Origin of the sequence: Saccharothrix algeriensis (genome assembly GCF_016907655.1) — a bacterium.
GTDB classification, from domain to species: Bacteria; Actinomycetota; Actinomycetes; order Mycobacteriales; family Pseudonocardiaceae; genus Actinosynnema; species Actinosynnema algeriense.
The window spans coordinates 3,419,789-3,439,245 of sequence record NZ_JAFBCL010000001.1 but is presented as its reverse complement, the minus strand read 5'-3'; the positions used below and the strand labels follow the sequence as shown (position 1 = coordinate 3,439,245).

Here is a 19,457-nt window from a genome sequence, read left to right as displayed (position 1 = left end):
CGCCTGGAGGACTAGGTCCGGGTCAGACCGTGGCGCGACGCGCGGCGGGAGTCCCCCTGCCTACCCTGGCCACGTGCGGCGGCTGAGCCTGTGGATGCGAGCCCACCCGGTGTTCGGGGACTCCCTGATCGCCGGGTTGCTCGCGCTGTTCGACTTCGGCGCGCTGGTCACCGCCATCGGGTACGTGGCGCCCTCCGCCGTGTTCCTGGTGTTCTTCCTGCTGATCGCCCCGCTGGTGTTCCGCCGCAAGCACCCGGTCGCCAGCAGCTACGCGATCCTGTTCGGCGGCGTCGTCCAGCTGTTCACGCACGGCGACATCAGCGGCGGCCTCCCCATCCGGCCGGCCGACCTCTCCCTGGCCGTCGCGCTCTACACGATGGTCGCGTTCGTCGGCCGGCGGCGGGCCCTGGTCTACGCGGGCTGGCTGGCGCTGGGCACCGCGCTCTGGGCGGGGTGGCGGATCGGGTCCACCGTCGAGGCCGCCTTCCTGCTGTTCCTCATCGCCGTGACCTTCGGGTTCAGCTGGGCGCTCGGCGAGTTCGTCGGCGCGCGCCGGGCCTACCAGCAGGAGCTGGAGCAGCGGCTGCGGCTGCTGGAGATCGAGCGCGACCAGCAGGCGCGGCTGGCGGTGGGCGAGGAGCGGTCGCGGATCGCGCGGGAGCTGCACGACGTCGTCGCGCACGCCGTGTCGGTGATGGTCGTGCAGGCCGACGGCGCGGGGTACGCGATCAAGTCGAACCCGGCGATGGCCGAGGCCGCCATGCGGACCATCGCCGACACCGGCCGGCAGGCGCTGACCGAGCTGCGGCGGCTGCTGGGCGTGCTGCGGTCGGAGGACCGGTCGGGCACGCAGTGGGCGCCGCAGCCCGGCGCCGCCGACCTGACCGACCTCGTGGAGAACCTCCGGGTGGCGGGCCTGCCGGTGCGGCTGGAGGTGGCCGGCGACCTCTCCGCGCTGCCCACCGGGCTGGGCCTGGGCGTCTACCGGATCGTGCAGGAGGCGCTGACCAACACCCTCAAGCACGCCGGCTCGGGCGCCTCGGCGGTGGTCCGGGTCGCGCAGGTGGGCGAGCAGGTGGAGCTGGAGGTGGCCGACGACGGGTTCGGCACGCCGCACGACCTGGTCGCGGTGTCCGGCGGGAACGGTCTTATCGGGATGCGCGAGCGGGCCGGCGTGCTGGGCGGCGCGCTGGAGGCCGGGCCGAACCCCGGCGGCGGCTGGCGGGTTCGCGCCGTGCTGCCGCTGGCGCCGTCATAGGGTGGTCGACGTGATCCGAGTGCTGCTGGTGGACGACCAGGAACTCATGCGGATGGGCTTCCGGATGGTGCTCGGCGCCCAGGAGGACGTCGACGTGGTGGGCGAGGCCGGCGACGGGCTCGACGCCGTGCACCTGGCGGCCTCGCTGCGGCCGGACGTGGTGCTGATGGACGTCCGGATGCCGGTGCTGGACGGCGTGGAGGCCACCAAGCGGATCACCTCGGCCGGCACGGCGAAGGTGCTGGTCATGACCACCTTCGACATGGACGAGTACGCGCTGTCGGCGCTGCGCAACGGGGCGTCGGGCTTCCTGCTCAAGGACACGCCGCCGGGCGACCTGGTGTCGGCGCTGCGGGCGGTCGCGTCCGGGGACGCGGTCGTCTCGCCCTCGGTGACCAAGCGGCTGCTGAGCCGGTTCCTCGGGGAGAGCGGCGGCGAGCTGCGCGACGCCTCCGTGCTGGAGGCGCTGACCGAGCGGGAGCGCGAGGTGCTCGTGCTGATCGCCAAGGGGCTGTCGAACACCGAGATCGCGCGGAAGCTGTTCCTGTCCGAGGCGACGGTGAAGACGCACGTCGGGCGCATCCTGGCGAAGCTGGAGCTGCGGGACCGGGTGCAGGCCGTGGTGCTGGCCTACGAGACCGGGCTGGTCCGGCCCGGCGACGTCTGAACCGGCCGACGCCCGAACCGGCACGACGTCCGGGCCGGGCTCGGCGTCCGGGCCGGGCTCGGCGTCCGGACCGGCGCGCGACCTAGGACGTGACCGCGAGCCCTTCCGGCTCCCGCCCCACCGGCACGGTCCCGACCAGGCGGGCCACCCGGGCGTCCAGGATGGACATGGTGTCGACCGCGGTGTTGGTGACGTAGACGAAGCTGTCGTCGGGCGCGGCGGCGGCGCCCTCCGGCAGCGGCGGGACGGGCACCGCGGGGTCGACCGGCAGGCCGGCCCGGTCGAGCACCGAGACGGTGTTCGAGCCCGCGTTGGCCACGTGCACCCGGTAGCCGGGCGTGACCGCCACGCCGATCGGCGCCCGGCCGACCGCCGTGGTCCGGATCGGCCGGAAGGCGCGGGCGTCGACCACGGTCACCGAGTTGTCGCCGGTGTTGGCCACGTAGGCCCGCTCGCCGTCCGGGCCGATGCCGATGCCGGCCGGGAAGAGGCCGACGGGGATCGTCGCGACCGGCCGGTGGCCCGCGGTCTCGATCACCGTCACGCTGCGCCCGCCGTTGTTGGTGACGTAGACCAGCAGGCCGTCCGGGCTCACCACGGGCGTGTGCGGGAACCGGCCGACCGGGACCTGGAGGACGGGCGTGTTGGTCGCGACGTCGATGACGGTGACCGTGTTCGAGCCGAAGTTCGTCACGTAGGCGTGCGACCGGGTCACCGCGACGCCGAACGGGTGCCGCCCGACCGGCACGGTGGCGACCACGGCGAGGGTGCGCGGGTCGATCACCGACACGGTGTCGGACTGCTCGTTGGTCACGTACACCCGGTCACCGTCCGGGGCCGCGCCCACGCCCACCGGTGTGCGGCCGACCGGGATGGTGCCCCGCACGACGCCCATCCGCGTGTCGTACACCGTCACCGAGTCACCGCCGCTGTTCGCCACGAACACCTGGACGCGCGCCGGGTAGCGGTCGTCGGCCGATGCCGGAGCGGGCCCGAGGAGAATCAGCACCACTATTGCGATGACGCCTCTCCGGGCGACACCCGAGCGTTCGGAGAGGTGCGGGAACAATCGCGCGCGGAATCGCGGGGAGTTGGAGAGCGCCATCGTCGACTTCCCTTGGTCATCGGGTCTGCACCACTCGGCCACCGACATGCCCAGCGCCACGAACAGGCAGAAGAGCAGCCGCTTGACCTGCCCGTTCGCGTCTCCGCTCACGGCGTGGAGGGCGGTGCTGCGGACTCTTCCGAGTCGCGCGACCACCGCCCGACCTCCACGGTAATGAACCCCTAGAAGTGCCGCCGGTCGACCGGGGAGGAATGCCCTCGTCGGTACGGTCGATTAGCGCGAAAGTGTTTCAGCAAAGTGAATGGGAACCGCCGGCCGCCACGCCTGGGCAGGCGTGGCGGCCGGCGGGGCGACCAGGGCGGGTCGGCGGCGCGCGTGAGCGGTACGGGCAAACGGAACGGGTGGCCGGGCCCCGCCCGGCCACCCTCGGTAGTCACCCGCGCCGGCTCAGCGGTACCGCGACGCGTCCACCGCCGTCGGGTCCAGGCCCGGCTTGACCACCTCGTCGTACCAGCGGCCCCAGTCCGGCCGCGAGCCGTCCACGTCGGTGAAGCCGTACTCCCGCATGAGGGTCCACGACGCCAGCGCCCGCCCGCCGAACCGCCCGCGCTCCGGGTCCGCGGCGAGCGCGGCCACCGCGCGCCCCACGTACCGGGGCGTCTCGGACATCGCGTAGTGCGGCTCCTGCGCGATGGCGTCCCGCCAGTTGTCCTCCGTCACGCCGAAGTGCTCCAGCATCTGCTCCGACCGCAGGAACCCCGGCGTGACGGAGACCGACGTCGCGCCGTGCCCGGCCAGGTCCTGCGCCAGGACCACGCCGAACCGCCGGATGGCGACCTTCACCGAGTCGTAGGCCAGCATCCCGGAGTACGGCGCCTCGTCGTCGCCGTCGGTCACCTCCACCACCAGCCCGCCCGGCCGCCGGATCACCAGCGGGACCAGGCGGTGCAGCGCCACCAGGTGCGCCTGGACGCTGTTGCGCCACATCCCCAGCTGCTGCTCCAGGTCCTGCTCCCAGAACACCTTGAAGTCGGCGGCCTCCTCGCCGCCCCACACGTCGTCCACCAGCACGTCGAGCCGGCCGTCCGCCTCGGCCTCGATGCGCGCCCGGAACGCGTCCACGTCCGCCGGGACGGTGAAGTCGCACCGCACCGGGATGCCCCGGCCACCCGCGGCGGTGACCAGCTCGGCGGTCTCCTCGATCGTCTCGGCGCGCCCGATGGGCGAGCGCCGCTCCCGCGTCGAGCGCCCGCCGACGAACACCGTCGCGCCCGCCGCGCCCAGCTCCACCGCGATGGCCCGACCCGCGCCCCGCGTCGCCCCCGTGACCGCGGCCACCTTGCCCTGCAACGACATTCAACTCCCCTTCCACGCGGTCAGCACCGCGTCCACGTCCTGCTCCAGCCGGTCGGCCAGCGCGGCGCGCGGCCGGACCGACCAGTCCAGCGACACGCCGAGCAGCAGGCCCACCAGCACCCGCGCCGCGCGCTCCGGAACGGGCGCGCGCGGCAGGTCGACCCGCCGCACGAGGTCGAGCACCACCTGCTCGGTCGCCGCGAAGTGCCCGGCGAGCAGCGCGCGCAGCGCGGGGTCGACCAGGTCGACGCCGAGCTGGGCGAGGTGGTTGGCCGCCTCCGCCGGGTCGGCCACGTCGGCGAACCACGTCAGCAGCGCGGCGCGCAACCCCGCCGGCGGCGGGAGGCCCTCGGCCGCCGCCCGCATCCGGCGCTCGACGTCGGCCGTCGCCTGCCTGGTCAGCGCCTGGAGCAGGCCGCTCTTCGAGCCGAACCGCCGCGCGACGCTGCCCACCGCGACCCCGGCCTCGGCAGCCACGTCGGCGATGGTGAACCCGGGCCCCCGGCGGCCGATGGCCCGGCCCGCCGCCGCCAGCAGGCGCTCGTCGGCGATGGTCCTCGGTCGTGCCACGACGTTAGTGAACCACGATTCACTAATGTCGTCCATTAGGGTGAGGCCAGTGAGTTGGAGACCGCGCCTCGTCGCCCTGGACATCGACGGAACCATCACCCGCGTCGGCGAGGAGGGCGTCGCGCCGGCCGTGCGGGCGGCCATCCACCGGGCGGTCGACCACGGCGCCCACGTGGTGCTCTCCACCGGCCGCAGCCTCATCGGCACCCGCCCGATCGCCGACGACCTCGGCCTGCGCGGCACCACCGCGATCTGCTCCAACGGAGCGGTCTGGTGGGACACGACCAGTCGCGAGGTGGTCCGCTGGACCGGGTTCGACACCGGCGCGACGGTCGCCGCGCTGCGCGAGCTGTTCCCCGGCGCGGTGTTCGCCGTCGAGGTCACCGGGCGGGGCAACCTGTCGCTCGGCCGGTTCCCCGAGGGCGACCTGTGGGGCGAGGTGCGCGAGGTGTCCGCCGCCGAGCTGACCGCCGAGCCCACGTCGCGGCTGGTCATGCGGTGGGTGGACCACACCCCCGAGGAGGTCGCGCTGCGGGTGGCCGACGTGGAGCTGCCGGGCGTGATGTGGTGGGTGGACAACGTGGAGCCGTGGTTGACCGTCTCGCCGTCGGGGGTGTCCAAGGGGGCGGCGCTGGAGGAGCTGCGGCAGCTGCTCGACGTGCCGGCGGAGGACACGCTGGCCCTCGGCGACGGGCACAACGACGTCGAGATGCTCCGGTGGGCCGCGCGCGGCGTCGCCATGGGGCAGGCGCCCGCGACCGTGCGGGCGGTCGCGGACGACGTGACGGGGACCGTGCTGGAGGACGGCGCGGCCCGCGAGCTCGACCGCTGGTTCGGCGCCTGAGCCCGACCCGCCGTTGCGCTCGGCCCGGTGCGCGCCGGGGTGACCGGGACGCCCCTCAGGGCTTCGGCGCGACCCGTGGCACCACCGCGGGGCCGGTCGCACCCCGAGGACCCCGGACCTCACCCCGGGGGTGCGACTCAGGGTGATCACGGATTACTGCACCCGAGGTAGCTGACACGATCAGACTGAAGTCGCACCGTCCAGTCAACTACAGAACGATGTGGTCGACCCCTTCCACGCGGGACAGTGGTCGTCGACATCGGGGGATGCGCCGTCCAGGGGAGAGAAACCAATGATCGAGGCGATCGGCCTCACCAAGCGCTACGGGAACACGGTGGCGGTGGACAACCTGACGTTCACCATCGCGCCGGGTCGCGTCACCGGCTTCCTCGGCCCCAACGGCGCGGGCAAGTCCACCACCATGCGGATGATCCTCGGCCTCGACCGGCCGACGTCCGGCAAGGTGCTCATCGACGGCAGGCCGTACGCGCAGCTCGACCGCCCCCTGCGGACGGTCGGCGCGCTGCTGGACGCCAAGTGGGTGCACCCCAACCGCTCGGCCCGCGCGCACCTGCAGTGGCTGGCCAAGTCCAACGGGCTGCCCGGCAGCCGCGTGGACGAGGTGCTCGACCTGGTCGGCCTGACCAAGGTCGCCAAGCGCCGCGCCGGCGGGTTCTCGCTGGGCATGTCCCAGCGCCTGGGCATCGCGGGCGCCCTGCTGGGCGACCCGAAGGTGCTGCTGTTCGACGAGCCGGTCAACGGCCTGGACCCGGAGGGCATCCTCTGGATCCGCCGGTTCATGCAGGGCCTGGCCGCCGAGGGCCGCACCGTGCTGGTGTCGAGCCACCTGCTGTCGGAGATGGCGCTCACCGCCAGTGACCTGGTCGTCATCGGCCGGGGCAGGCTGATCTCGCAGTCCACCACCAGCGAGTTCGTGGAGCGGTCGACGGAGAACACCGTGCGGGTGCGCAGCCCGCACGCGGACAAGCTGGGCGCGCTGCTGGCCCACAAGGGCTTCACCGTCCGTGAGGACGCCGACTCGTCGTTGACCGTGTCGGGTGCCACCAGTGACCAGATCGGTGACATCGCAGCCGCCAGCGGCGTGGTGCTGCACGAGCTGAGCCCCCAGCGCGGTTCGCTCGAAGAGGCGTTCATGCAGCTCACCGGTGATTCTGTCGAGTACCACGCGGCCGAGACGGGAAAGTGACATGACTCTGCTCGCTGTTGAACGGATCAAGCTCTTCACCACGCGGTCGCCGTGGTGGTGCATGTTGCTCGCGCTGGGCCTGACGGTCGGCATCACCGCGATCATCGCGGCCAACTGGGACAACGCCCCGATGCCGGTGATCGCGGCGGTGTTCACCCACACGTTCGGGCTCTACGTGGTCATGGTGATGGCGGCGCTCGCGGTCACCACCGAGTACCGGTTCGGGACGATCAAGTCCACCTTCCAGGCGGCGCCCGACCGCATCTCGCCGCTGGTGGCGAAGGCGGTCGTGGTGACCGCGCTGGCCGGCCTGGTGGGCCTGGCGTCGTCGTTCGGGTCGTGGGGCATCAGCCTGCTGCTGGCCGACGACACCTCGCAGCTGGGCCTGACCACGGCGAACGACTGGCGGCACGTCGCCGGCGTCGGCCTGGTCTACGCGGCGGGCGCGGTGCTCGCGCTGGGCGTCGGCGCGCTGGTCCGCCAGACCGCGGGCGCGGTGTCGATCATCCTGGTGTTCGCGCTGGTCCTGGAGAGCGTCGTCGGGTTCATCCCGAACATCGGCGACGACATCCAGAAGTGGATGCCGTTCACCGTGGTCGCCAAGTTCATCTTCGGCGAGCCGGACGCGAGCGCCATCCCGGAGGGCGCGGGGCCGCCGGCCATCGGCGAGCTGTCGCCGTGGGGCTCGTTCGCCTACTTCGCGGGTGTCGCGATCGCGGTCTACGTCATCTCGCTGGTGGTCGTGAAGCGCCGCGACGCCTAGGTCGTCCGCCCGCGGGGCCGGGGTCGGGGCCGACCCCGCGGGCGAACAGGGGGAGAGGAGGGGAGCTCGGGTCACCTTCGGGGGGTGGCCCGAGCTCCCGTCGTCCACGTTCGGGCAAGGCGGGACCAGACGGGAGCGGACATGATCGAAGCGACCGGGCTCACCAAGCACTACGGCCGGACCGTCGCCGTGGACGACTTGTCGTTCACCGTGGAGCCGGGCCGGGTCACCGGCTTCCTCGGCCCCAACGGCGCGGGCAAGTCCACCACCATGCGGATGATCCTCGGCCTCGACCGGCCGACCGGCGGCTCGGTGCTGGTCGACGGCCGGCGCTACCAGGACCTGCGCCGCCCGCTGCTGACCGTGGGCGCGCTGCTGGACGCCAAGTGGGTGCACCCCAACCGCTCGGCGCGCGCGCACCTGCAGTGGCTGGCCAGGTCCAACGGCATCCCCGACCGGCGGGTGGACGAGGTGCTCGACCTGGTCGGCCTGACCAAGGTCGCCAAGCGCCGCGCCGGCGGGTTCTCGCTGGGCATGTCCCAGCGCCTCGGCATCGCCGGGACGCTGCTGGGTGACCCGAAGGTGCTGCTGTTCGACGAGCCGGTCAACGGCCTGGACCCGGAGGGCATCCTCTGGATCCGCCGGTTCATGCACCGCCTGGCCGACGAGGGCCGCACCGTCCTCGTCTCCAGCCACCTGCTGTCGGAGATGGCGCAGACGGCGCAGGAGCTGGTCGTCATCGGCAAGGGCAGGCTCATCGCCCAGACCGGCACCGAGCGGTTCATCAAGGACGCCACCGAGGACGCGGTGAAGGTGCGGTCCCCGCAGCTGGACCGGCTGCGCGACCTGCTGACCGCCCGGTCGGCCCGGGTCGAGGACTCGGCCGCCGACAGCGCCCTGGTCGTGCACGGCGTGGCGGCCGCCGGCATCGGCGAGCTGGCGGCGGCCAACGGCATCACCCTCCACGAGCTGAGCCCCCAGCTGGGCTCGCTGGAGGAGGCTTTCATGCAGCTGACCCGGGAATCCGTCGAGTACCACGCGCACGAGTGACCGGGCGCGCCGCTCACCGCCGCCGGGACCCGTCGGCGGGCGGTGGGCGGGTCGCCGGGGGCCGTTTCCGGCGCGCCGGCAGGACACCCGCCACCACGGCCGAGACCACCCCCAGGAACAGGCCGCCGAGCGCCACCGCGACCCGGATCCCGTCGCCCGCGACCGGTCCCGGCCCGGTCGCGCGCGAATCGCCGGCGGGCGGCGGCGCGGAAGCGGCCGGCGGGGTCGTGGTGCGGGGCGGCGGCGCCAGCGGATTCCGCTCCACCGGGGCCACCGCGGAATCGACCGCCGCCGCGGCGTCCACCAGACCGAAACCGGTGGTGTCGTCGCGACCGGTTCCGCCGAGGTCGACCGCCGTGGCGATCAACCGGTTCACGACGTTCCCGGCGTCCATTCCCGGATAGCGCGAACGGACCAGCGCGGCCACCCCGGAAACCAGCGCGGCGGCGGCGGAGGTGCCGTCCACCGCCGCGAACCCGGAGCCGGGGACCGACCGCGGCAGCGCCGTCACGACGCCCTCGGCGGGCGCGGCGAGGACGGTCTCCGGACCGGTGTTGGACGACGGCCACGGCAGCCCGCCCGGTCGGGTCCCGGCCACCGCGACCACGCCGCGGACGTTCGCCGGCGCGCCGATGCGCGGCACGCCGGCGTTGCCGGTGCCGGCGACCACCACGACGTCGTGCTCGAACGCGTGGTCGACCGCCCGCACCAGTTCGGGGGCCTGCGCCGCCTCCGTGGTCAGGGACAGGTTGACCACGTCGGCCCCCTGGTCGACGGCCCAGGTGATGCCCGCCGCGACCGCCTCGGTGGTGAACCGCGCGCCGTCCGCGCCCACCGAGACCGGCAGGACGCGGGCCGCCGGCGCGACGCCCAGCACCCCGCCCGGCACCCCGCGCCCGGCGATCAGCGCGGCCATCGCGGTGCCGTGCCCGCCGGCGTCCCGGGTGCCGTCGGTGCCCTCCGCCGAGCCGAACCCGGCGCCCGGCAGCAGCGCGCCGGCCAGGTCCGGGACCGCGTCGTCCACCCCGGAGTCGACCACGGCGACCACCACCCCCTCGCCGCGCGCGACCCGGTGCGCCGCGGGCACGCCCAACTCCGCCAAATGCCACCGCTGTTCCGCGGTCGGCTGCCCGTGCGCCACTCCCGGCCCCATCGCCGAGGTCGACAGGAATATCGCCGAAGCGATCGCGGCGATACCCGTTCGAAGCGCCACGGAAATCCCCCTGTGGTTGACGTCACAAATATTCCGTGTATCATTCATGTTTCAACGGCGTGCGATGTGGCAATCGGAGCAGGGGGTTCGTCACAACCCCGTGAACTCTCGCACAGCTCCATGACAAACCGCGCCGAACCAGGTCAGATGGAAAGCACCGAATCGCGAGGCGGCGCCGCGTCGCACGTGAATTCGGATACCCCCGTCAAGGAACCCACCGGAGGTGAACCCGTGACGGTGCTCGATCCGAACCTGAACACCGGCTTCCCGGCGACCCGGTCCCCGGAACTGCCACGGCAACGCGACCACACCCTTCGCGTCGTACCGATGATGGCGCTGGAGTGGTCGCACGCGATCGAACCCGCCGGCTCCGCCGGCATCGCCACCGCACCCGCCCACGCCCGCCGCGCCTGGATCCACCGGGCCGACGAGCAGCAGGTGCTCACCCTCTACCGCGCCGTCGGCGGCGGCGCACCCGCTCCCTGGTGGCTCAGGGCCCTCGACCGGGGTCGGCTGCCCTCCCGCGCGGCCGGTTTCGCCGTCGAGGACGAGGTGACCGACCTGCTCGCCGCCCGACCCGGCTGGGTGTTCGTGCCCTGGGCGGAGGAGGGCGAGGTCGGCTACTGGGAGTTCGTGCCGTCGGAGAGCGGCGTGTACGGCCCCGCCGAACCCACCACCGTGCAGTTCACCGACCGCCACCCCGGCTGGGTCGACCTGCTGCCCGCGCACCGGGGCCCCGGTCTGCCCCGACCGGTCGAGCTGACCCCCTCGGGGCTGCGCGAGCGGATCGAGGACCTGGAGAACCCCGCCTGACCGACCGCTTAGGCTGTACGCCCGTGACGACGTCCAGCCAGCACCCGCCGCACCACCGGTCCGTCGTGAGCTACGTGCAACGCGGTGAGCGCATGACGGTGGGCCAGCAGCGGGCGTGGGACCGCCACTGGGAGCGCTTGGGCCGCGAGGTCAAGGCGCTCCCGGCCGGTCCCGTGGACTTCGCCGCGTGGTTCGGCCGCGAGGCCCCCGTGCTGCTGGAGATCGGCTCGGGCATGGGCGAGACGACCGCGCGACTGGTCGCCGCCGCGCCCGAGCTGAACTACGTGGCCGTCGAGGTCTACAAGCCGGGCCTGGCGCAGCTGCTGATGCGCGCCGAGGCGCTGGGCGTCGACAACCTGCGCGTGCTGCGCGGCGACGCCGTCGACCTGCTCACCGAGCACGTGGCCCCGGGCTCCCTGGCGGGCGTGCGCATCTTCTTCCCCGACCCGTGGCCCAAGAAGAAGCACCACAAGCGCCGGCTGGTCCAGCCCGCCTTCGTCGGCCTGCTCGCCACCCGCCTGGCCCCCGGCGGCACCCTCCACCTGGCCACCGACTGGGAGAACTACGCCGAGCAGATGCTGGCGGTCTGCTCGGCCGAACCGCTGCTGCGCAACCGGCACGCCGGCTGGGCGCCGCGACCGGACTGGCGGCCGGTCACCAAGTTCGAGCAGCGCGCGGTCGAGGAGGACCGGGCCAGCCACGACCTGGTCTTCGAGCGGGTCGGACCCGCCTGACCGGACCCGCCGGACCGCCCCGCCTGACCGGACCCGCCGGACCGCCCCGCCGGCCGCGACCACGCCGCCGATCGGGCCCGCCGCGCTTTTCCGGCGCCGCCGGCGGAAACCCCCCGGCCGCATTCCCCGACCCACCGCGCGCGACCGCGCCGCCGGCCGCGCCGGGCGCCCGCCGTCACCGCTGCGAATCGACCAGCACCCCGGCCAGCGCCATCAGGGCCAGCACCACCAGGCCGAGCACCGCTCCGGCCCACGTCGCCACCACGCTGAACATCACGTTCCTCCGTTCCCCGACTACCACTTCAGAGTCACCCCCGAAAAGGTCATCCGACATCGGCCAGCGGGGTATTTCCGGTAGCGATCGGGTCAGTCCCCCGGATGACGCGCCCCACTACCGCGGAACGACGCGGGATCAGCCCCGAGGACATACCGTGACCTCCCGTGGAGAGCACTCACCTCGGCTGGCGCACCCTGACCCGCCGCCAGTGGCCGCTGGCCTGCGCCCTGCTCTTCCTGATCGGCACCGAAGCGCTCGCCGCGGAGACGTGGTGGCAGGCGCCCGGCACGGTCGTGCTCGGCGCGCTGGCGGTCCTCGCGCCGCGCCGGCCGCTGGACGCGGCGCTGGCCGGCGCGACCGCCGTGCTGGCGGGTTCGGTGCTGCTGCGGCTGGCCGACCAGCCGCCGACCGTGCCCATGGTGGCCGGGCTGGCGCTGTCCGAGGCCGCCGCGGTGATGGCGGTCGTGGCGGTCGTCGTGCGGCAGGAGCCGGCCTGGCGGGCGGTCGCCGGCACCGCGGCGCTGGTCGCGTCGTCGGCGGTGACGCAGGTCGTCCGGCCGTCGTACTGGGAGCGGCACTACCGGGACCTCGGCTACGACGGGCCCACCACGTGGGGCCAGCTGATCGCCGGCGGGTTCCTGCTGCTGCTCTCCGTCGGCACCGGCCTGTACTTCCGGGCGCGCGACCGCGAGCGCGCCACCCTGCTGCGGTCCGAGGTGGCGGCGGCGCAGCACGCCGAGCGGATGGCGCTGGCCCGCGAGCTGCACGACGTGGTGGCGCACTACGTGACCGGCATCGTCGTGCACGCCCAGGCGGCGCAGGCCGTCCCGGGCGCCGCCGGGGAGGTGCTGCCGGTCATCGCGCGCAGCGGCGCCGAGGCGCTGACCGCGATGCGGCGGCTGGTGGGCACGCTGCGCGGCTCGGAGACCGACGCGCCCGCCGCGTCCAGCGACCTGGCCGACGACGTGCGGCAGGTGGTCGCGCAGTCCGGCCAGCCGGTGCGGCTGAGCCTGGACCTGCCCTCCGGCGTGCCGCCGGCGCTGGGGCGCTCGGTGCTGCGGCTGGTGCAGGAGTCCCTGACCAACACCCGCAAGCACGCCGAGGGGGTCACCCGGGTGGAGGTCTCGGTGTCGGCGGCCTCGGACGTGGTGCACGTCGTGGTCACCGACGACGGCCGCGCCCCGAAGGCCGCGCCGGTCGGCGGCTCCGGCGGGTTCGGCCTGGTCGGGATGCGGGAACGGGTGGAGCTGCTGGGCGGCCGGTTCTCCGCCGGGCGGCGGGAGGCGGGCGGCTGGGAGGTGCGGGCCGAGCTGCCCGTCGCCGAGACGCGGTGAGCCCGCCGGCGCGGTGAGCGGGCCCGGCCACCGCGGGGTGCCGCGGGCGCGCCCGGTGCGGCAGGATCGGATCATGCCACTGCGCCTGCACGCCCCCGTCGTCCTGCCGTGCGACCCGTCCTGCACCGTGCTGCGGGACGCGGTGGTCGACGTCGTCGACGGCCGGGTGGCCCACGTGGGCGCCGCCGCCGACGCGCCGGAGTTCGCCGGCGAAGTCCGCGAGCTGGGCGGCATCCTGCTGCCGGGCCTGGTCAACGCCCACGCCCACAGCCCCATGGTGGTGCTGCGCGGGCTGGGCGGCGACCTGCCGCTGCTGCGCTGGCTGCGGGAGGCGATGTGGCCGGCCGAGGCGAGGATGACGCCGTCGGACATCGGCGCGGGGATGCTGCTCGGCGCGGTGGAGATGCTGCGCAACGGCGTGACCACCAGCGCGGAGATGTACTTCCACGGCCCGCAGCTGGTCGACGCGGTGCTGCGGGCGGGCTCCCGCGTGCTGTTCGGCGCGGCGATCATGGACCTGCCGGGGATGCCGTGGCGGCCGATGACCGACGAGGTCTCGCGCTGGATCGACGCCGACGGCCTCCGCTTCGGGCCGCACGAGCGGGTCGAGCTGTCCTACGGCCCGCACTCGGCGTACCTGCTGTCGCCCGACGCCCTGGCCGCGGTCGCGGGCGAGGCGCGGGAGCGGGGCGCGCTGCTGCAGGTCCACGTGGCCGAGTCGCCCGAGGAGGACCGGGCGCAGCGGGCCTCGCACGGTTCCGTGCCCCGGCTGCTGGCGGAGGCCGGGGTGCTCGGCGGGCGGGTGCTGTCGGCCCACTCGGTGCACCTGTCGGCGGAGGACGTCGCGCTCTACGCCGAGCACCGGGTCGGCGTCGCGCACTGCCCAGGCTCGAACACCAAGCTGGCGTCCGGGATCGCGCCGCTGCGCGCGTACCTGGACGCCGGCGTGCCGGTCGGGCTGGGCACCGACGGGCCCGCCTCGAACGACGACCTCGACCTGTTCGAGGAGGCGCGGCTGGCGGCGCTGCTGGCGCGGGTGACGTCGATGGACGCGACGGCCCTGCGCGCGGCGGACGCCCTGCTGCTGGCCACCCGCGGCGGGGCCGCGGCGCTGGGCCGGGACGACCTGGGCGCGCTGGAGGTGGGTCGCTGGGGCGACGTGGTGCACGTGGACGTCGACGACCCGGCCTTCGCCACCGGCCTGGACGCGCCGGACGACCAGGTGCTGGCGAACCTCGTGTGGGCGTCGGGCACGCGCCGGGTCAAGGACGTGTGGGTGGCCGGCGAGCAGGTCGTGGCGGACGGCGAGACCACCCGCGTGGACCGGCGCGCGGCCCAGGCGGGGGTCGCGGCGGTGTCGCGGCGGCTGCGCGGCTAGCGCGGGCGCGGGCGGAGCACGACGTCGGTGACGTGGGCGTCCTCGTCGGCCAGGACGGCGGCGAGGACGGCCTTGGCCACCGAGTCGGCGGTCAGGTACCGGTCGGGCTGGTAGTCGCCGTCCTCGTGGGCGCGGACGCCGCGCTGCATGTCGGTGTCCACGCGGCCGGGGTGCACGGACGTGACGCGCAGGTCCGGCTCCTCGGCGCGCAGGGCGTCGCCGTAGGCCCGCAGGGCGAACTTGCTCGCGGCGTAGGCGCCCCAGCCGGGGTTGACCCGCAGCCCGGCGCCGGAGTTGATCAGCACCACGTGCCCCGCGGCGGCGCGCAGCAGCGGGAGCACCAGCCGGGTCAGCTCGGCGACGGCGACGACGTTGACCTCGAGCACCCGCCGCCAGGCGTCGGCGTCCACCTCGGCCAGCGGCCCCAGCTCGGCGATCCCCGCGCTGTGGACCAGGACGTCGAGGCGGGTGAGCGCCCCCGCCGCCGCGGCCAGCGCCCGCCCGTCGGTCAGCTCGACCGGCCACGCCCGCGCCCCGGGCAGCGCGGCGGCCTCGGCGAGCGCCGCCGCGCTGCGACCGCCCACCAGCAGGTCGTGGGTGTCCGCGAGCCGCCGGGCGACGGCCAGGCCGATCCCCCGGGAGGCGCCGGTGATCAGGGCAACGGGTCGATCGCTCATGGCTGGACTTTAAGAGCCGACCCGGGCCCCGCGCCAACCGCCGCCGGGGCCGGCGGCGCCCCCTCCCGCCACCGGCCCCGGCTCCGGGCGGTCAGCCACAGATGCGGCCCCGGTCCTTCTTCCACGCCACGACCACGGCGGGCCGGGGCTGGGTGGTCCCGCCGTCGGGCCAGTGGGACAGCGGGTTGTCCGCCGACGCGCCGTCGATCTCGCCGGGGTGCTGCACGGAGACCAGCACGAAGTCGTCCTGGACCACCGGGCCGCAGGTCTCCGCGCCCTTCGGCACGGTCAGGAACTGCTTCACGCGGCCCCGGTAGCGGCCCTCCACCGGGACGGCGAACAGGCCGTCGTTGGACTTCAGGGCGTTGCCGTCGGTGGAGATCCACAGGTTGCCCTGCGGGTCGAACGCCACGTTGTCCGGGCACGAGATCGGCGACACCTGGGTCTTGTCGTAGCCGCCGAAGTACGTGTCCGGGGAGGCCGGGTCGCCGCACACCAGCAGCAGCTTCCACGAGAACGTCAGCGCGGTGTTGTCGCCGCGCCGCTCCTCCAGCTCCAGCACGTGGCCGTGCCGGTTGTTCAGGCGCGGGTTGGGCTCGGTCGCGCCCTCCTTGCCGGCCTTGCCGCGGTCGGTGTTGTTGGTCAGGGCGGCGTACACGCGGCGGTTGCGCGGGTTGGGCTCCACGTCCTCCGGGCGGTCCATCTTGGTGGCGCCGACCTTGTCCGCCGCCAGGCGGGTGAAGACGTAGACCTCCTCGGCCGTGAAGCCGTCCACGAAGGACTTGTCGCCGGAGGCGAGCGGGATCCACTGGCCCGAGCCGTCGAACTCGCCGTCCGCCGGGAGCCTGCCGCTGCCGTCGACCTCGGCCGCCGGGCTGTCGCCGGTGAACTTCGCGACGTACAGGGTGCCCTTGTCGAGCAGCTTCTTGTTGTGCTCGCGGGCGTGGCGGCTGTTGCCCGGCTTGTACCGCTCGTCGGAGACGAACTTGTACATGTAGTCGAACCGCTCGTCGTCGCCCATGTACGCGACGACCCGGCCGTCGCGGGCGACGATGACGTTGGCGCCCTCGTGCTTGAAGCGGCCCAGCGCGGTGTGCTTGACCGGCGTCGACTTCGGGTCCAGCGGGTCGATCTCGACGACCCAGCCGAAGCGGTTGGGCTCGTTGGGCTCCTGCGCCACGTCGAAGCGCTTGTCGAACCGCTCCCACTTGCGGGTCGTCGCCGCGCCGGACAGGCCGTAGCGGGCGAGCCGGGCCTTCTGCACCGGGTCGGTGATGCTGCCGGCGTTGGCGAAGTACTGGTTGAAGTTCTCCTCGCCGGACAGGATCGTGCCCCACGGCGTGACGCCGCCCGCGCAGTTGTTCAGCGTGCCCAGCACCTTCGTGCCGGTCGGGTCGGCCGAGGTCCTCAGGTGCTGCGAGCCGGCCGCCGGTCCGGTCACCCGGAACTCCGAGGTGGCGGTGATCCGGCGGTTGAAGTGGCGGTCCACCTTCGGCGTCAGCCTGCCGCTGCGGCGGTCGCGCTCGACCACCACCACGGACAGGCCGTGGGCGGCCCACGCGATCTCGGTCTGCTCGCGGGTGGGGTTGTCCGGGTCCCAGCCGCGGAACAGGAACTCCTCGGTCGTGTACTCGTGGTTGCTCACCATGAGCCAGCGGTTCCAGTGGTCCAGCGGGACCAGGCCGCAGAAGTCGTTGTTGTAGCCGAACTGCCGGGCCTGCGCGGCCGGGGTCTGCGCGTCGAAGTCGAACGCGGGCGCGCCCGGCAGCACCGGGTCGCCCCAGCGGATCACGACGGCCGACTCGTAGCCCTCCGGCGTGACGACGCGGTCCTCGGTGTTCGGCGCGACCGGGGCGAAGTTCAGGCCGTCCCGCCGGCGACCGCCGCCGAGGTCGCGGTCCGCCTCGACCTCGGGGGCCGCGGCGGCCGTGCCCGCACCCGCGAGCCCGACGCCCGCGCCCGCGACGGCGAGCACCGCGCCCGCCTTGAGCAGCCCGCGCCGGCGCACGACCTCGCTCACGACGTCGCCGAAGTAGGCGTTGTCGGAGGTGTTGGGCGCCTCGTGCGCGCAGGCGTCGCCGCACCGGTACTTGCAGGTGATCGCCGACCGCCCGAGGGGGTGGTCGGTCAGCAGGGGCAGCAGGCGCCGCCCCCGTTCGGTGGATGAGGACACGCGGACCTCCGGGGTCGCTCGGTGGGAACCCGGCGACCGTAGGTCGGCAACGCCTCGTCCAGCGGACGGCGAGGTGAACGGCAGGCGAACACCTCACCGCCTTGCCGCCCGGAACCGGCTGGTCACGGCACGTGCCGGGGCCGGGTCCCGCGGCGGGGGCGGCGCCGTCAGCCCACCACGTCCTCGCCGACGAGCACGTCCTGCGCGGTGATCGGCCGCTCGCGGGTGCGCCCGACCGCCAGCAGGGCGGCGGCCAGCGCGCACGCGACCGCGGCGACCGCGAACGGCTGGGCGAGGTGGCTGACGAACGTCGCCGCCAGCGCGCCGCCGAGCCAGCGCAGGAAGTTGTAGCCGGCGCTCGCGACCGGGCGGGGCGCCGGGCTGACGCTCATCGCCGTGCCGGTGAACAGGGTGTTGAGCAGACCGCTCACCACACCGCTGACGATGACCGCGACCACCAGCAGCGGCTTGCTCGGCACCGCCATGACCAGCATGAGGGCGGCGAACGCGAGGACGGCGGCGATGGTCGCGCGGCGCTCGCCCCACCGGTCGGCCAGCTTCGGCGCGAGCCACACGCTGGAGACCGCGACGCCCACGCCCCAGCCGAAGAAGACCAGCCCGATCGCCACCGCGCCCCAGCGCAGCACGAACGGCGACCAGGCCAGGACGGTGAAGAAGGCGGCGGTGTAGAGGGCGGAGCCGAGGGCCGTGCGCAGCAGGCCGGGGTGCCGCAGCGCGCGCAGCGGGTCGAGCAGGCCGATCGGGCTCCGCGGCCCGTCGCCGGCGAGGAAGACCGAGCACAGGACGAACGCGACGGCCATCAGGACGGCGGTGCCGATGAACGGCCCGCGCCACGAGAAGCTGCCCAGCAGCGCGCCGAGCAGCGGCCCGACGGAGAGGCCGAGGCCGAGGGCGGCCTCGTAGAGCAGGATCGCCCTGCCCTGGCCGCCGGTGGCGGCGCCGACGATGACGCTCAGCGCGGTGGCGATGAAGAAGGCGTTGCCCAGGCCCCAGACGGCGCGCAGGCCGACGAGCTGGGTGATGTCCGACGCGAGCGCGCACAGGGCGGTCGCGACGACGATCAGCGCCAGGCCGGCGACCAGCGTGCGCTTCGCGCCGAACCGCGCGCTCGCCGCCCCGGTGAACAGCATGGCCAGCACCTGGACGCCGAGGTAGGAGGAGAACAGGAGGGTGACTTCGGACGGGGTGGCGTGCAGGCCCTCCGCGATCGACAGCAGGATCGGGTCGACGAGCCCGATGCCCATGAACGCGATGACCGCGGCGAACGCCGTGACCCACACCTGACGGGGTTGGTCGAGGAAATTCACTTAGCCACCCTAACAGAATTTGATTAGGGTAGCTAAGTAAGTGTGCTCACACGGTCGTCCCCGTCACGGGACGCGGAAGCACAGCACCTTCGAGCCCATCGGCGCGCCGCCGGCCTCGCCGCTGCCGTGCCCCGGGCCCAGGGTGAAGCTGCTGCCCCTGCACTTCTTGGCCTTGGCGTCGTAGCCCGCGAAGAAGGTGACGACCTTCTTCGTGCTCTTCGGGAAGTTGTTGTAGACCGAGCGCGCGGGGACGTCCTTCCCGAGCCGGTCGGCGAGCGCCACGTGGTGATCACCCGCCGCGCCGGTCTTCCACTTCTTCCCCGAGCCGTAGGTGCCGGACCAGACGCAGGTGTAGCCGCTCTCGCAGGCGTTGGGCGGCCAGGGCACGACCCGTCCGGGTGTCGTCTCCGGCGGGGAGGCGGACTGCGCCTGCGCGGCGGGGGCGAGCACGACCGCGAGCGCGGCCACCGGCAGCAGCAGGGCCGAGCGGAGGGCGGTGGAGGTCATCGGAGAACCCTTCCTCAGAGTGGCGACAGGACTCCCGGAGCCGACGGGACCCCGGCGCCCCTGTGTCTACCGCCCGCCCGTGCGGACCGCTCACCAGCGCCGATGTGCCGGCAGCGGCAGCGCTGCGGCCCGTGACGACGCCCGCTGCCCCGCTCGGCGGACACCCACCGCTGTGAGTGGCGCGGACGCCGCCCCCGCGGGGGACCCTCTCCGCCGACCCGCCGGGCGACGCCCCGCGCACG

18 protein-coding genes are annotated in these 19,457 nt (G+C 74.2%); 10 read left to right on the top strand and 8 right to left on the bottom strand.

From position 1 onward, the window contains the following. Nucleotides 1-73: 73 nt before the first annotated feature. Together JOE68_RS15590 and JOE68_RS15585 are read left to right on the top strand one after the other, a co-directional pair. Nucleotides 74-1,258, top strand: coding sequence for a sensor histidine kinase (locus JOE68_RS15590; RefSeq protein WP_346038880.1), 1,185 nt, complete (start codon nt 74-76; stop codon nt 1,256-1,258). A 10-nt stretch (nt 1,259-1,268) separates the two neighbouring features. After that, the gene (locus JOE68_RS15585) at nt 1,269-1,925 is read left to right on the top strand and encodes a response regulator (RefSeq protein ID WP_204843062.1); all 657 of its coding nucleotides are present in this window, start codon (nt 1,269-1,271) and stop codon (nt 1,923-1,925) included. Between the two features lie 82 nt (nt 1,926-2,007). Here the strand turns inward: JOE68_RS15585 and JOE68_RS15580 are convergent, their stop codons facing one another. From JOE68_RS15580 to JOE68_RS15570, 3 genes are all read right to left on the bottom strand, one after another. After that, complete coding sequence (locus tag JOE68_RS15580) at nt 2,008-3,141, bottom strand: YVTN family beta-propeller repeat protein (RefSeq protein ID WP_307819701.1); 1,134 nt, start codon at nt 3,139-3,141, stop codon at nt 2,008-2,010. A 297-nt stretch (nt 3,142-3,438) separates the two neighbouring features. After that, nucleotides 3,439-4,347 carry an SDR family oxidoreductase gene (locus tag JOE68_RS15575; RefSeq protein WP_204843061.1) on the bottom strand — a complete coding sequence of 303 codons (909 nt, stop codon included), beginning with the start codon at nt 4,345-4,347 and terminating at the stop codon, nt 3,439-3,441. After that, on the bottom strand, nt 4,348-4,917 hold the full coding sequence (locus tag JOE68_RS15570) for a TetR/AcrR family transcriptional regulator (RefSeq protein WP_204843060.1): 570 nt from the start codon (nt 4,915-4,917) through the stop codon (nt 4,348-4,350). 49 nt (nt 4,918-4,966) lie between these two features. On the opposite strand from JOE68_RS15570, the gene JOE68_RS15565 reads away from it, so the two are divergent. The 4 genes from JOE68_RS15565 to JOE68_RS15550 all read left to right on the top strand — a co-directional run bounded on the left by JOE68_RS15565 (nt 4,967) and on the right by JOE68_RS15550 (nt 8,781). After that, on the top strand, nt 4,967-5,761 hold the full coding sequence (locus JOE68_RS15565; protein ID WP_307819700.1) for an HAD family hydrolase: 795 nt from the start codon (nt 4,967-4,969) through the stop codon (nt 5,759-5,761). Between the two features lie 292 nt (nt 5,762-6,053). Then, nucleotides 6,054-6,968 (top strand): ABC transporter ATP-binding protein, encoded by a 915-nt coding sequence (locus JOE68_RS15560; RefSeq protein WP_204843058.1) that lies wholly within the window; start codon nt 6,054-6,056, stop codon nt 6,966-6,968. A 1-nt stretch (nt 6,969) separates the two neighbouring features. After that, on the top strand, nt 6,970-7,731 hold the full coding sequence (locus JOE68_RS15555; RefSeq protein ID WP_204843057.1) for a hypothetical protein: 762 nt from the start codon (nt 6,970-6,972) through the stop codon (nt 7,729-7,731). 141 nt (nt 7,732-7,872) lie between these two features. After that, on the top strand, nt 7,873-8,781 hold the full coding sequence (locus tag JOE68_RS15550; RefSeq protein WP_204843056.1) for an ABC transporter ATP-binding protein: 909 nt from the start codon (nt 7,873-7,875) through the stop codon (nt 8,779-8,781). A gap of 13 nt (nt 8,782-8,794) precedes the next feature. Here JOE68_RS15550 and JOE68_RS15545 read toward each other — a convergent pair whose 3' ends face one another. Next, nucleotides 8,795-9,994 (bottom strand): S8 family serine peptidase, encoded by a 1,200-nt coding sequence (locus JOE68_RS15545; RefSeq protein WP_307819699.1) that lies wholly within the window; start codon nt 9,992-9,994, stop codon nt 8,795-8,797. A gap of 231 nt (nt 9,995-10,225) precedes the next feature. On the opposite strand from JOE68_RS15545, the gene JOE68_RS15540 reads away from it, so the two are divergent. The 4 genes from JOE68_RS15540 to JOE68_RS15525 all read left to right on the top strand — a co-directional run bounded on the left by JOE68_RS15540 (nt 10,226) and on the right by JOE68_RS15525 (nt 14,530). Beyond that, complete coding sequence (locus JOE68_RS15540) at nt 10,226-10,807, top strand: hypothetical protein (RefSeq protein WP_204843055.1); 582 nt, start codon at nt 10,226-10,228, stop codon at nt 10,805-10,807. Nucleotides 10,808-10,899: 92 nt separating this feature from the next. Next, a complete protein-coding gene (gene trmB / locus JOE68_RS15535; RefSeq protein WP_239563977.1) occupies nt 10,900-11,541 on the top strand; it encodes a tRNA (guanosine(46)-N7)-methyltransferase TrmB in 642 nt (213 codons plus the stop codon). A gap of 441 nt (nt 11,542-11,982) precedes the next feature. Continuing rightward, nucleotides 11,983-13,152, top strand: a complete 1,170-nt coding sequence (locus JOE68_RS15530; RefSeq protein ID WP_204843053.1) for a sensor histidine kinase — start codon at nt 11,983-11,985, stop codon at nt 13,150-13,152. A gap of 73 nt (nt 13,153-13,225) precedes the next feature. After that, on the top strand, nt 13,226-14,530 hold the full coding sequence (locus JOE68_RS15525; protein ID WP_204843052.1) for an amidohydrolase family protein: 1,305 nt from the start codon (nt 13,226-13,228) through the stop codon (nt 14,528-14,530). On the opposite strand, the gene JOE68_RS15520 is transcribed toward JOE68_RS15525, so the two are convergent. The 4 genes from JOE68_RS15520 to JOE68_RS15505 all read right to left on the bottom strand — a co-directional run bounded on the left by JOE68_RS15520 (nt 14,527) and on the right by JOE68_RS15505 (nt 19,215). After that, nucleotides 14,527-15,207: an SDR family oxidoreductase gene (locus JOE68_RS15520; protein WP_204843051.1), complete on the bottom strand. Its 681-nt coding sequence runs from the start codon at nt 15,205-15,207 to the stop codon at nt 14,527-14,529. The genes JOE68_RS15525 and JOE68_RS15520 overlap by 4 nt on opposite strands. 91 nt (nt 15,208-15,298) lie before the next feature. Next, nucleotides 15,299-17,380: a PhoX family protein gene (locus tag JOE68_RS15515; RefSeq protein WP_204843050.1), complete on the bottom strand. Its 2,082-nt coding sequence runs from the start codon at nt 17,378-17,380 to the stop codon at nt 15,299-15,301. Between the two features lie 167 nt (nt 17,381-17,547). Beyond that, entirely contained in the window at nt 17,548-18,708 is a 1,161-nt protein-coding gene (locus tag JOE68_RS15510; protein WP_204843049.1) for an MFS transporter, read from the bottom strand. 63 nt (nt 18,709-18,771) lie between these two features. Further along, a complete protein-coding gene (locus JOE68_RS15505; protein WP_204843048.1) occupies nt 18,772-19,215 on the bottom strand; it encodes a peptidase inhibitor family I36 protein in 444 nt (147 codons plus the stop codon). Nucleotides 19,216-19,457 lie beyond the last annotated feature (242 nt).

What these genes read in the sequence shown, in the direction of transcription:
- JOE68_RS15575 (WP_204843061.1), bottom strand. Translation starts at nt 4,347, where the DNA reads ATGTCGTTGCAGGGCAAGGTGGCCGCGGTCACGGGGGCGACGCGGGGC.
- JOE68_RS15560 (WP_204843058.1), top strand. Translation starts at nt 6,054, where the DNA reads ATGATCGAGGCGATCGGCCTCACCAAGCGCTACGGGAACACGGTGGCG.
- JOE68_RS15555 (WP_204843057.1), top strand. Translation starts at nt 6,970, where the DNA reads ATGACTCTGCTCGCTGTTGAACGGATCAAGCTCTTCACCACGCGGTCG.
- JOE68_RS15550 (WP_204843056.1), top strand. Translation starts at nt 7,873, where the DNA reads ATGATCGAAGCGACCGGGCTCACCAAGCACTACGGCCGGACCGTCGCC.
- trmB (WP_239563977.1), top strand. Translation starts at nt 10,900, where the DNA reads ATGACGGTGGGCCAGCAGCGGGCGTGGGACCGCCACTGGGAGCGCTTG.
- JOE68_RS15525 (WP_204843052.1), top strand. Translation starts at nt 13,226, where the DNA reads ATGCCACTGCGCCTGCACGCCCCCGTCGTCCTGCCGTGCGACCCGTCC.
- JOE68_RS15520 (WP_204843051.1), bottom strand. Translation starts at nt 15,207, where the DNA reads ATGAGCGATCGACCCGTTGCCCTGATCACCGGCGCCTCCCGGGGGATC.
- JOE68_RS15505 (WP_204843048.1), bottom strand. Translation starts at nt 19,215, where the DNA reads ATGACCTCCACCGCCCTCCGCTCGGCCCTGCTGCTGCCGGTGGCCGCG.